This is a genomic window from Bacillus sp. X1(2014), assembly GCF_007678255.1.
Genome location: NZ_VEED01000004.1, coordinates 160705 through 172935 on the forward strand (window position 1 = coordinate 160705; position 12231 = coordinate 172935).

Annotated in this window: 17 protein-coding genes; 7 read left to right on the forward strand and 10 right to left on the reverse strand. The window is 36.6% G+C overall.

From position 1 onward, the window contains the following. Positions 1 to 14: 14 nt before the first annotated feature. Positions 15 to 815: an HAD family hydrolase gene (locus FS608_RS10575; RefSeq protein ID WP_144549727.1), complete on the reverse strand. Its 801-nt coding sequence runs from the start codon at positions 813 to 815 to the stop codon at positions 15 to 17. Positions 816 to 1050: 235 nt separating this feature from the next. Between FS608_RS10575 and FS608_RS10580 the strand changes: the two genes are divergently transcribed. Further along, complete coding sequence (locus FS608_RS10580; protein WP_144549729.1) at positions 1051 to 2316, forward strand: MFS transporter; 1266 nt, start codon at positions 1051 to 1053, stop codon at positions 2314 to 2316. 45 nt (positions 2317 to 2361) lie between these two features. Here FS608_RS10580 and FS608_RS10585 read toward each other — a convergent pair whose 3' ends face one another. Continuing rightward, the gene (locus tag FS608_RS10585) at positions 2362 to 2877 is read right to left on the reverse strand and encodes a hypothetical protein (RefSeq protein ID WP_144549731.1); all 516 of its coding nucleotides are present in this window, start codon (positions 2875 to 2877) and stop codon (positions 2362 to 2364) included. A 164-nt stretch (positions 2878 to 3041) separates the two neighbouring features. Between FS608_RS10585 and FS608_RS10590 the strand changes: the two genes are divergently transcribed. The 4 genes from FS608_RS10590 to FS608_RS10605 all read left to right on the forward strand — a co-directional run bounded on the left by FS608_RS10590 (position 3042) and on the right by FS608_RS10605 (position 5700). Then, a complete protein-coding gene (locus FS608_RS10590) occupies positions 3042 to 4136 on the forward strand; it encodes an AbrB family transcriptional regulator (protein WP_144549733.1) in 1095 nt (364 codons plus the stop codon). 72 nt (positions 4137 to 4208) lie between these two features. Then, on the forward strand, positions 4209 to 4946 hold the full coding sequence (locus FS608_RS10595; RefSeq protein ID WP_144549735.1) for a metallophosphoesterase family protein: 738 nt from the start codon (positions 4209 to 4211) through the stop codon (positions 4944 to 4946). A gap of 183 nt (positions 4947 to 5129) precedes the next feature. Beyond that, the gene (locus FS608_RS10600) at positions 5130 to 5447 is read left to right on the forward strand and encodes a hypothetical protein (protein ID WP_144549737.1); all 318 of its coding nucleotides are present in this window, start codon (positions 5130 to 5132) and stop codon (positions 5445 to 5447) included. Positions 5448 to 5481: 34 nt separating this feature from the next. After that, entirely contained in the window at positions 5482 to 5700 is a 219-nt protein-coding gene (locus tag FS608_RS10605) for a hypothetical protein (protein ID WP_144549739.1), read from the forward strand. 81 nt (positions 5701 to 5781) lie between these two features. Here FS608_RS10605 and FS608_RS10610 read toward each other — a convergent pair whose 3' ends face one another. Both FS608_RS10610 and FS608_RS10615 read right to left on the reverse strand, forming a co-directional pair. Continuing rightward, positions 5782 to 6108, reverse strand: a complete 327-nt coding sequence (locus FS608_RS10610; RefSeq protein ID WP_144550081.1) for an antibiotic biosynthesis monooxygenase family protein — start codon at positions 6106 to 6108, stop codon at positions 5782 to 5784. A 38-nt stretch (positions 6109 to 6146) separates the two neighbouring features. Continuing rightward, a complete protein-coding gene (locus tag FS608_RS10615; RefSeq protein ID WP_144549741.1) occupies positions 6147 to 7298 on the reverse strand; it encodes an acyltransferase family protein in 1152 nt (383 codons plus the stop codon). 200 nt (positions 7299 to 7498) lie between these two features. On the opposite strand from FS608_RS10615, the gene FS608_RS10620 reads away from it, so the two are divergent. Next, on the forward strand, positions 7499 to 7720 hold the full coding sequence (locus FS608_RS10620; RefSeq protein ID WP_144549743.1) for a hypothetical protein: 222 nt from the start codon (positions 7499 to 7501) through the stop codon (positions 7718 to 7720). Positions 7721 to 7955: 235 nt separating this feature from the next. Here FS608_RS10620 and FS608_RS30175 read toward each other — a convergent pair whose 3' ends face one another. Beyond that, complete coding sequence (locus FS608_RS30175) at positions 7956 to 8201, reverse strand: hypothetical protein (RefSeq protein ID WP_186328677.1); 246 nt, start codon at positions 8199 to 8201, stop codon at positions 7956 to 7958. 52 nt (positions 8202 to 8253) lie between these two features. After that, positions 8254 to 8469: a hypothetical protein gene (locus FS608_RS10630; protein ID WP_144549748.1), complete on the reverse strand. Its 216-nt coding sequence runs from the start codon at positions 8467 to 8469 to the stop codon at positions 8254 to 8256. A gap of 211 nt (positions 8470 to 8680) precedes the next feature. Here FS608_RS10630 and FS608_RS10635 point away from each other — a divergent pair, with 211 nt between their 5' ends. Beyond that, positions 8681 to 9001: a BC1872 family protein gene (locus tag FS608_RS10635; protein WP_144549750.1), complete on the forward strand. Its 321-nt coding sequence runs from the start codon at positions 8681 to 8683 to the stop codon at positions 8999 to 9001. A 114-nt stretch (positions 9002 to 9115) separates the two neighbouring features. Here the strand turns inward: FS608_RS10635 and FS608_RS10640 are convergent, their stop codons facing one another. The 4 genes from FS608_RS10640 to FS608_RS10655 all read right to left on the reverse strand — a co-directional run bounded on the left by FS608_RS10640 (position 9116) and on the right by FS608_RS10655 (position 12141). Further along, on the reverse strand, positions 9116 to 9571 hold the full coding sequence (locus tag FS608_RS10640) for a GNAT family N-acetyltransferase (protein ID WP_144549752.1): 456 nt from the start codon (positions 9569 to 9571) through the stop codon (positions 9116 to 9118). Between the two features lie 138 nt (positions 9572 to 9709). After that, complete coding sequence (locus FS608_RS10645) at positions 9710 to 10192, reverse strand: COG4315 family predicted lipoprotein (protein WP_144549754.1); 483 nt, start codon at positions 10190 to 10192, stop codon at positions 9710 to 9712. A 620-nt stretch (positions 10193 to 10812) separates the two neighbouring features. Next, positions 10813 to 11394: an ATP-dependent Clp endopeptidase proteolytic subunit ClpP gene (clpP, locus tag FS608_RS10650; protein ID WP_144549757.1), complete on the reverse strand. Its 582-nt coding sequence runs from the start codon at positions 11392 to 11394 to the stop codon at positions 10813 to 10815. Between the two features lie 27 nt (positions 11395 to 11421). After that, complete coding sequence (locus FS608_RS10655) at positions 11422 to 12141, reverse strand: sigma-70 family RNA polymerase sigma factor (protein WP_144549759.1); 720 nt, start codon at positions 12139 to 12141, stop codon at positions 11422 to 11424. Positions 12142 to 12231 lie beyond the last annotated feature (90 nt).

Below are 12231 nucleotides of genomic sequence, written 5' to 3' on the forward strand. Positions count from 1 at the left end.
CTCCAGTTCAAGCGTCATGCTTTTACCTCTTTATTTAAATATATTGTTAGAACTTCTTTAACTGAATCCCTTCTTCTATTTAGTGCAGTATCATAAGCTTGTTCTCTAATAAACACGGGCAAATGTACAAGTGATTTTAATTGAGCGTAAGTACCGCTTGGTTCGATTTCAATATCGACAATATTATAACTCCACTCGATTTCTGCAGGAATATGGATCGCATTGATTCCCAGCTCGAGCGCAGGTTTGATGTCCGTCTTTAGTGAGTTCCCAATCATCCAGGTAGTCTTTTTATCAGTGTTGATTTTATTTAGAATCTGTTGCAGTGCATCTGTGTTTTTATGTTCGTAAATAAAAATTCTGTCCTCAAAGTAATCCGTTAAGCCCAGTTGAGTAATTTTTCTGCTTTGGTTTGCTTCATCCCCTCCTGTAAATAATAACAACTGATGTCCATCTGCTTGTAAGGTATCCAGGATTTCATACATATATGGAAATGGTTTTACCTTTCGTTGAAAGACACTTTGACCAATTTTTTCAATTTGATTTATTTCAGACCCCTTCAGTTTCCTTCCAAATCTTAGGCAAAAATACTGATAGGTTGCCACTAAGGATTGCGTATATAATGAAGAATGCAAGCCTTTTTTTTCCACGCCTTTTATGTCAATTTCAGACTGCTTTTCGAGAATTTCTTTCTTCGATACAGATTTAAACCATTTCTTCATCACATTTGCAAATCTGTTTCGAGATTCTACAAAGTATTTATTGCAATGAATTAAGGTGTCATCTAAATCCAATATTAAGGTTTGTTGATTCATGAACCAATTCCCCCTTTAATAATGGTATAAACTAAATATATGGGTTTACATCATTTTCATGATAAAATAAGCCTTTCCCATTTAAAGTTAGTACATTAGCATTAGAGGACTTTATATCTGTTGAATTAACGATTTCAATATAATAGTAGCTCTAAACAAGTTAGTGCCTTAAAAGACAAAAATCCAAATTTATGTTGTATAATAAGAAAATTATAGCTAACAGGAGTAGAGATCATTGGAAAAACAAAATAGCAAGTATCGATGGGTCGTTTTTGTGTCAGTTTTATTAACGTATTTATTAATTGTGAGTCAGCGAACAGCTCCGGGATTGATTTCCGACCAATTAATGAAAGATTTTAACATTACCGCCTCTACGATTGGATTATTAGCAAGTATTCAATTTTTTGCTTATGCTGGTTTACAAATACCGGTAGGGATCTTGTCTGATCGGTTTGGTCCTAATTACTTTCTAGTGATAGGGGCGCTTCTTACAGGGATAGGTACGTTAATTTATAGCACCGCCTCACATGAAGTCGTGTTTCTTTTGGCTAGATTATTGGTAGGGATGGGTGATGCAGCAATATGGGTTAATTTAGTATTGATCCTTAGTCAGTGGTTTAAAGTAAGAGAATTTGTTGGATTACTAGGTATTGCGGGAATGGCAGGAAGTTTTGGCTTTTTGTTAGCGACCGTGCCCCTCTCTGCATGGATTACGATATCCGGGTGGCGCACACCTTTTTTTACAACTGGTATCCTATTACTTCTTTGCAGCGTCCTACTTTATATCGTGCTCATACAAAAACCTAAGAAAATGACGTGGAAAAGTACAGCCAGTAATAAACCCAAAAAACCACGTGAAAATACGCTGATTTTGTTACGCCGGATTTTCACCACGCGTCAAGCATGGGCCGCATTCTTTTGTCACTTTGGTGCTGTTGGAACGTATGTAGGATTTATTGGATCGTGGGCTGTCCCTTATGGGATGCATGTATATGGGTTGTCTCGTTCAGATTCAAGTCAGCTGATTATGATCGGTCTTATCGGAGCTATTATTGGTGCTCCTTTAACCAGCTGGATTTCAAGCCGCTTCGACTCGATTAAACGAATCTACGTTGTTGTTCACTGCATTGTAACTTTATCCTGGGTGTCATTTATAATCATGAACGGAAAGCCGCCAATCCTGATGCTTACGATTATTTTCTTTATTATTGGGTATGGAAATGGGGCGAGTGCCTTAACCTTTGCGATTGTCAGAAAATCCTTTGATATCAAAGAGGTCGGAGTGGTTTCTGGTTTTGCCAATATGGGCGGATTTTTAAGTGCTGTCCTTTTACCAAGCATTTTCGGGAAAGTTTTAGACCATTTCCATGCATCCGAAAGCAGTGTAGGTTACCATTATGGTTTTATGATCCCTGTTCTTTTCTCCATCCTAGGGTTATTCGGCGGATTAATTATCATTGAACAACGTAAGGAAGTCGTTCACCAGACACAAGCAAACTAATGAAAAAAACTAGGAAACAGAACGGTGAGTTTCCTAGTTTTTTATTCATTCGATTGTATAATCCATAACCCATTCGGTGTTTGGCAGATAATTAATCAGGAAATGGCGGCCTTCCACTTTATTTTTGATCGGATAACGTGGATTTGGAGCAATGTTTAGTCTTTTGTTATTGATGATAACTGTAATCGTTCCTTCTAATTGACCCTTGGATGTAGCTTTCTCATAAACAATTTTTGAAGGAATCCCTTCTATTTTCGCGTAATTCTTTTTAATGTAAGCAGGTGAATCCGCCCAAAATGAAGAAGCACTGTATAAAGCTGCGGCACCAATTCCAAGAATACCTAAACGATAAATCCAAACAACTGATGAGCCAATATAGGGTAATTTTTTCATCCTATTAAAGCCTTTCCAGTCGTCTTTTATTTTTAAACTATATAAAATAAAGGATAAACCAGCACCAGTTAACCCTATCGTGACAAACGGGAAAATATTCGTATAGATTCCTAGTGGGACGAATAAGAAGAAGGTAATACCGAGTCCTAATATAAGTGGTGCTTTCATATATTACTCTCCTTTTAAAAATATATATTGGATAACTTTTCTCCTTTATTATGTGTAAACCCATTCTAAAATACTTAAGTTTAGATAAATTTTCCACCTCATGTTAAAATTATGTCAAGGGTGTGAACAAATAAACAATTTATTAGGACAGAAGGGTTTCTTTGATGAATTTTACTATTGACGATCTAAGGGTTCGGTTCTGTATTACATTAGTAACCTCCTTAATCGGAGGGTTTTTATTCTCCATCATCCATTCACCGATTCCTTGGCTGCTTGGACCAATGACCGCGGTTTTAATTGGCTCTCGGTTCGGAACAGTTCAGTTTTACTGGCCAAAGATGATTCGAGATACCGGCTTAGTGATTGTCGGATATTCCATTGGTCTCTCGTTCACTAAAGAAGCACTCTTGGAAATCGTGGCGAAACTGCCTTCCATGTTATTGATGACGGTATTGCTTGTTTGTTTTTGTGCTGGAATCGCTTTTGTGGTATCCAAACTCTCTGGGGTCGATTATCCGACTGTCTTGATTGGCAGTATTCCGGGCGGGCTTTCACAAATGATAATCTTTGCAGAAGAATTAAAAGGTATTAACATTACTACAGTAACGTTTCTTCAAGTTGCTCGATTGATTATGATTATTTTCTTTGTTCCCTTTCTTATCTTCGGACCATTTTTTAATCATACTTCCAACACAGTGTCTGGCTTGGTTACTGGTGGTGTGATCTCCCCTGGACCCCTTTTTCCAAAGGTTATTTGGTTTGGTTTAATATGTGTGGTTTGTGCTTTTCTTGCTAGAAAACTTCACTTTCCTACTCCCTATTTATTAGGGCCAATATTAGGAACAGCAATCTTCAATTTAATGGGATTACAAGGTCCAGCCTTACCCCCTACTTTACTGGATGCCTCCCAATTTTTTATTGGTGCTTATATTGGGCTGCTATTAAAGCCTGAGAAACTGGAACATAAAACAAAAATTATTTCGCTTGCACTCATTAGTGGGATGGTCATGATCTTGGTCTCTGTCGGGTTAAGTATACTGCTTGTTAGTTTTTATCATATTAACCATTCGACCAGTTTTTTAGCCTTAGCTCCTGGTGGTATGGATCAGATGGGAATTCTCGCTCATGCCATTCATGCTGATTTATCCATGGTTACCGGCTATCAAATCTTTCGCCTCCTTTTTATTTACTTTGTCGTTCCTCCAATTCTTAGATGGATCTTTAGAGTGGGAATGGGAAAGACCGTAAACACTCCTTAATTTTATGGTTTCAATTATTTGTATTTTATTTGATACAAGTAGTTAAACTATATGAAAAACGGAGACTTGATTATGGAACATAAAATAGCGATCATAACAGATATTCACGGGAATTTTTCAGCCTTAAAAGCTGTTTTGGATGATATTGATAAGGACAAAACAACCGAGCATATTTATTGTTTAGGTGATTTGATCGGGATTGGGTATGAAACAAACGAGGTTCTTCAGCTGTTAACCTCACGTACTGATATTTCTTTTGTTATGGGAAATCATGATGAAGCTATTTTGGATATCATTGCTGGTAGAGAACCCTACAGCAGAGGTAAAGAAAAAGTCCATCACCAATGGATTGCAGCACACATTGACCGGAAGTTTATTCCGTTTTTAGATGAGATTCCCGTTACAGGAGATGCGGTTTACAATAGTAAAAGAATATTTTTTGTTCATTACCATTTAAGTGACCAACATGTGTTTATTCCATTAGATAAAGAACCAACCGAGGCGAAGCTTGATGAACATTACCGAACTACTACTGCCGATATCGTTTGTTTTGGACATCATCACGTCATCCACCACTTTAAATCAAATGGGCGACTTTATCTTAATCCTAGCTCCTTAGGCTGCAACTATCAGCCATTAGCCCCCTATGCCATGCTGACAATCGGTGATCAAGGAGAAGTGTCCGTTGCTTTTAAAGAAGTGCCTTATGACAATAAGGAGTTTTTGTTGGGTTTTAAAAGACTGAATGTCCCTGATGGAGATTATATATTGAAGGGCTTTTTTGGAGATCAGCATTTGAAGTTTTTGTAAAAAAGGTAAAATGAGCTTCGGCCTAGTGCCGAAGCTCATTACTTTTCAAAGACCTGTCATGTTCTCATTAATTAAAAATCTTTTGGGCTCGGATTTTGGCATAGGTCTAAAGACTAAAGGAAAATAGTAGGATTTACTTTCCCTGCATATCTCTTAAAATACATAGAAGGAGGTTGAGAACCAATGTTTAAAAGAGTAATCATCCTTTTGGTGCTCTCATCAATATTATTAGCTTTAGTATTAGTTAGAGATCATACTTCAGCTCCTGTTAATGATTCAGTATCTAAAAATCAAAGTTCCTCTAAATACACTACAGTAGAATACAAGATTACAAAAATTAAAGGAAATCAATACTACGGAAACAGCGAGGACGGAACAGACATTATTTTTTCTTCTAAGAACATCCTTTCAGTTGATAATATACAAGTTCATGATGTCGTCATTTGTTATTTCGAAAAGAATAATTTAGGCAGTGGGTTAGTAAAAGTCGAAAAAAAATAATTTCTACATATTAATTATAGAAAGGGTAATTAGTTTGAAAGAATATACAGTATGCTATACGTTTGATCACGAAATAATTATCGAAAAATTAATTAAAGAAACTCATGTCAAAACAGAAGAGGTGGAACAAGAAGTAGTTGAAAAGCTAAATCAAAACAAATACCTTATTGTGGAAAATGATCAAGGGACTTTCAAGATTGATTCATCTTTAGTACGTTTTGTAAGAATTATAGATGTGAAGGTATTAGTTTAAAAAAAAGTTTCACCTGCTTTCAATGGCAGATGAAACTTTTTAAAATAAACTTCTACTTATTCCCCTACCTGATTACCAATTTTACATTTCAAAAAAATTATCTCTCTCAATACGGCATACTCTAAGGGAAAAGCTCTTGTACCATTCTGATTTCCCTTTTTCTTGTGCTACTTTGTGAGCGGCATGTTCCTTCCACTCTTTGATGGACTCTAAGGTATCCCAATAAGAAACTGTAATTCCTAACAGATCATCCCTCGCACTCTCTACACCTAGGAATCCTTTTTGCTGTGAGGCTAACTCTACCATTTTGTCCGCCATTCTTCCATACCCTCTGTCCCCTTCTGTTCGCTGTGATGAAAAAATAACTGCGTAGTAAGGTGGTTCTGGCGTCTTTGCAATCCCACTCAAATTCATTCCTCCAATCTGTTTATTTTTCTTACCTAAATTCATAATTTTCTACTCCACTCCGTTTGTACAATGTCACTTTTTACTCCTAATCTATTGCCCTTCATCCCAAATAAAAATCTTAAAAGCTGCACACGTTGAATGATTAAATGATAACAAATCATAATCAAAATAAAAGAAACCGGTACGAGAAAAATAAGTTTCACAGGGATTGACCAAGAAAGATCACGGATGAAAAAGCCTAAGAATACAATAACCGGTTGGTGTAAGACATAAAATGGCATTGAGGCTTCACTAGCATACTTTAGGAAACCATTGGAAAAAGATAAATATTTGTCTGCCAGAAAGAAGATGCATAATAACAAGCTCCAACAATTTAGTGTTCTTACGGCATAAAAGATAAGAGCTTGCACGGAGCCAGGTTGTGAGAAGTCCATCATAAACCATACGATGTAAAGGACTGAAGTAATTGCAGCCAAAATAAAGTGTAATTTTATGGTTGATTTTAATATTGGTTTAAATGCTGGACTCGAGAAAAAATAATAGCCATAAATTAAGATGACTAGATAAAAAACGAGGTCCCACCCGCCTAATCCTTGTGTTTTTATTAACCCAGTTAAAAAAAGAATAAATGGCAGTATATAAAGATGGGTGATTCCAAATGTTCTTCCATTAGGGACTTTTTTAAATAATGGTAACGTAATAAATGAGAAGACTAGTAGTACAAGTAAATACCATAAATGTAATCCAAAGAAAGCGAAATTACCTGTACCGCCAAAATCTAAATATATGCCATCAAAGTAATGCGGTAAAAATTCTAGGAAGGTACCATTAAACTGGTTGTTGGCCTTACGTTCCATAAAGATTTGCGGAGGGGTTAAGATAAAGACTCCGAACACGAGGGGTACCCCTAGTCTAATCAGTCGTTCTTTGAGATAAGCGGATGTTTGCCTCTTTTTTAATGCATAAGACACATTGATCCCCGAAATGGCGAAAAAGATCGGCATGATCCAAGCCCCAACAAACAGTGAAAATACTAAAATACTACTTGAATCCAACCAATTATTTTTAACATGCCAAGGAAATGGATTAAAAAACATGGAGCAGTGGTAAAGGAATACTCCAATTGTGGCTAAAACGCGAATCCAATCGATATCATATTGTCTGCTTAAAGATGCATTTTGATTTTCCATATTTCACCCCATTATTAATTATCATATCTATACCTATTTTTACCATGATTATATATTAGTAGTAAATATTTCTTATCTTCCCGGCCTCGTCTGTTGATATGCGCATTTTCAAATTTAGTAATGTGCACTTCAACTACCTCATATATTTTATATGAGCATTTTTTATGTATCACATACCATAAGAAATAGGTGAGACCAACATGTATGCTGTTCATTTTATTGAAAACAATAATGTTTTATTAACTCAGCTGCTTCAACGTGTTCCAACCGAAGGTGAGGAGTTAAAAATTAAAGGGCGTAAAGCAAGGGTATCTAGTGTAAAAAATGTTGATGAACTACATGTCCATGTTCAAGTTACCTTAGAGGTCGTTAATAAAAAAAGTAAATTTGTTGTCGATAATTCCAAAAAGAAAAAGCGATAAACATAAAAAGAACGTACATGTTAGATGTAATCTAATATGTGCGTTCTTTTTTGTGTTCACATATTGTAATATGGAAAGCCGTGTTTTATATCTCACACGCTGAAATATTTGTTAATCCGGCCTAAATTCCCCAGAAATAGCCCCTTCAAAACATGCTTTGCATAAGCTATATAGAATTTATAATAAAGTAGGTGAAAATGAATGACTCACGGTCATGGTCAATCACATTCTCAATTTATGCCTTGGGAACAGTGGCATCATCAACATCCACACGGGACCTGGCAGCAATGGCATCAACAGCACCCTTATATGCCTTGGGAACAATGGCATCACCATTATCCTCATGGTACTCATCATCAATGGCAGCAACAGCATCCTTGGGTGCCTTGGCAGCTGTGGCATCATCAACATCCACATGGTACCTGGCAGCAATGGCACCAAATGTATCCGCATCGTGAAAAGTAATAAAAGATCGAATCATTTAAGAGGTGAACTGATCACCTCTTTTTATTTTATTGTGTAAGAATTTGTTTTTAAGAGGTAATCGCGCTTAAAAAATCAATCAGTTGATAGATTACGACTCCTATGAAAATAAGCAGACTGATGGCTATAAGAATTCTCCGGGGCTTCCGATACCATTTTGGCATTTGTTCGACGCTCTTTGGGGCTTGAAAACCTTGGACAATATCACCATGCTTGATAACATCATTAAAAGGAGTCCTATCTTCAAAACGAGGATCGTTATCCATTAAATCCCTCCCACACTATTATCCATATTATAACATTTATCATCAAAAATGATGGTCAAATAATGATTTCCTCTTCAGAAAATTATTTTTCAAATATTCAAATAAATAGTAGTCAAATTATTTTACGTGTTATACAATATAAACATATTAAACCTACTGTTACATAACAGATAAGCCAAATTTAAAATAATTGGAAAAAGGGGTAAATGATATGAACAAGACTGATTCAATTGCACGTAGAATTCTAGGTTGGAAGTTAAATCGATGGGATCGGTGGTATGCTTATGAAAAAGCTACATTCATCCATGAATCGAATTTTCAACCTGAGCATAATCTTGACCATGCCATGCTTATTGTAGACAGATTAAAGGATTATGGCTATACATTTTCATCCAATGGAATATCTGAAGCTAGCTTCAATGATATCCGTGCCACTGGTAAAACCCTTTCAGAAGCCATTACGAATGCAGCCTACTCCATCATTGAAAATAACGTGGAAGATCGATCAACAATTTGGGTCCAATTGTGCTAGATGATAAAAAAAGGAGTTGATTCCTGCTTATGGCAGATAACCAACTCCTTTTTCTATTTATTTTTTGATAACCTCTTTCAATTCGTGATCCATTATCGATTCCACCCAACATACTTATAATTCCATGGTCATAAATACGCTATTGGGGTCCTCGGTATAATCCGAAAATGGATGACAATAGTGGAACCCGAAGCTGGCATAGAGCCTTCTCGCAGGCTCAAATGCATCCATTGAACCCGTTTCTAAACTTAGTCTATTGTAGCCGCGCTGTTTTGCTTCTTCAACAATATGTTGGAGCATCAGTTTAGCTACTCCTTTTCTTAGATGCGAGGATGAGGTTCGCATCGATTTGATTTCCCCATGTTGGGTATCAAGTTCTTTTAAAGCCCCGCACCCAAGTAATTCCTTCCCTTCCCATGCACTCCAAAAAGTGATCTCCGGTTTTTGCAATTGATCAAGATTTAGAGCATGGATACTTTCTGGCGGTGAATTCAGTCTCATATTGTGAAGATGTTCACCTATCAATTCTGCAACATCTGTACCGGTTAAATCATCGATTTTTATTTCCAAGAAACATCCCCCCTTAGGAGCTTTTATTGGAAAATATTAACCTATTACCTGGATTTTTGCTAGTGTATTTTCCTTTTCACACAAAAAAGCTGCCATTGGCAGCTTTCTTAAACGAAATATACTGGTAAAAGCATAATTCTATTTAAAAGTGGTTTCTGTATTCACAATAAACCACACATCTCCTACACCTTGCCCTGTTACATCCCCTTTTGCTTTATCTTTTATCCAGTAATAAAGTGGATACCCTTTGTACGTCACTTGTTCGGATCCATTATCTTCTCGCTTAATTGTGCCAAAATCACTTTTGTTAAATCCTTCTGGAACATCGAAATCTGAAGCAGTAAACGCCGGCCAATTAACTAAACAATCTCCACTACACACACTCTTACCAATTTGATCTTTTGTAAAATAATACAACGTCATTCCCTTTGAATCCGCTAGGTATTTTCCTACCTTTTCATCCTCTAACAATTGTAAACTCGCATTTGTACTCCCTTTGTCTATGGTTGAGGTGTCACTCTTTGGTTTATCCTCTTTTGTAGCTTCCTTTGTCCCATTACTGCAAGCAGCTAACAAAAAGATTAAAAAGAATACTGAAAAGAAATAAGCGTACTTTTTCATATAAGTTCCCCCTCAAATATGTTATTTACATTAAAGGAAACGGACAATGTTTTAAGACGGTTTGATGAAAAAAAATTTTTTTGTCCTCTTCAATACTAATCCTCACTAAAAAATTTAAAATCTGACCGTAAGCATTAAAATGAGGTTCTCTTAGATTTTTGAGATTTAAATAAGGTGCCTTGTCCTTAATCGAATAATCTACAAAAGTACAATAAGCGGAGATTTTCCGGTTAAGTGCAGAATGGAGCTCATTTCGGGGTAAATAAGCGGAGGTTTTCCGGTTATGCAAAGCAAAATCTCCCCTTTTCAAATTTTTCGAGTAAATAGGCGGAATCTCTCCGTCTAACTAAGTCTTTTTTAATATAATTACGAATTAAGCGGAATTTTTCCGTTTATTTATCAGCTCGAGTGTTAACTTGATTCCCCCCCTAGGCGCGTTCCCTCTTGATCCTATTCTAGTCAAAGTTAATGAAAATTCGTAGACTCCTTGATAAATAAAGAAAAAGACGTATGCCAATTCATACGTCAATTCTTGTTTCTTTTAATAAGAAAGCACCAGAATACGGAACCCTTTAATTTTTTCATTGGCAGCTTTGTTAATTTTGATACCAACTTCAAATTCATTTCGGATAAAGAATCTCATCAATAATCCCATATTCTTTCGCTTCTTCGGCACTCATAAAGTAATCTCGGTCTGTATCCTTGGCTACTTTTTCAATCGGTTGGCCGGTCCGTTCTGAAATAATTTGATTGATATGCTCTCTAAGCTTTAAAATTCTTCGTGCGGATATTTCGATTTCTGTTGCTTGCCCTTTTGCTCCTCCTAATGGCTGATGGATCATAATTTCACTATTTGGCAGGGCATAACGTTTTCCCTTTTTCCCAGCAAGCAGTAACATCGCTCCAAATGAAGCTGCCATCCCTGTGCAGATCGTCCTCACGTCTGGCTTAATGTATTGCATCGTGTCAAAGATAGCAAAACCCGCTGTGGTTAAACCTCCAGGACTATTGATATAGAGTGATATTTCCTTATCAGGTGCGTCTGCTGCTAAAAATAACAATTGTGCGACGACGCTATTGGCCGTATGTTCATTTATTTCATCACCAATGATGATAATTCGATCCTTTAACAGTCTAGAGTAAATGTCATATGAACGTTCCCCACGATTTGATTGTTCAATTACATATGGAATGGTACTCATTCCAATCCCTCCTTAAAAGCGATTTGGCTAGGCCGCCATACAGAGAGTGCTTGAAGGAGTGAAAGTTGGTTTGGTACGTATTTTACCCAAAACAAGCTTAGGGGCTTCACTATTAGTTGATCGTGAACGAATCGATTGAATGAGGATGGTTGGATCTTGATTTTTCAATGCCTCATAAAACAGGTCTGAGAGATGCTCCTTTTCTTCCTCATTCCAAAACAAATCTACTGAATGAAACTGCCTCTCTTCGTTTGCCTTTTCCATCCGCTTTTTGGCGCGATGAAGATTGGCCTTCACTGCCATTTCTGTAGAATCTAACATCGATGCGATTTCCTTCAGTTGGTATTGAAACCCCTCTTTTAACAAGAAGATGATTGCTTGGTTGGGTGTGAAGTTTTTCATGAGTTGATTAACTGTTTCCCTTGTCTCATCCAGTTTATGAATGAAAGCATCATTGGCAAATTCAAGATCAGCTTGCACGGTTTCATTCTTTCTTTTTCGCAGCATATCCACCCAATGATTATAGGCGATTTTATTTATTAATGCTGTCGTCACCTTTTGCTTGTCACTTCGATATTTTAAAGTCTTGATAAACGTCTCCTGTGCGATTTCGTCTCCATCCCAACCATTTTGGGCGAGAAAGTGACAATAGCGTCGAAGTTTTGGATAATTCTCAATCCAAAATTCCTCCCCAAACCCAATTTCTTGCTCTCCATCTATGAGGTCAATTTTTAGCTTGTGTGACATTGATTTCACTCCTTTTGCACTCTCTACCCTATAAACGTTTTAAGTTGGATGAAAAGATACGGGGGTAAAAAATTTTCTTTTATTTAAACT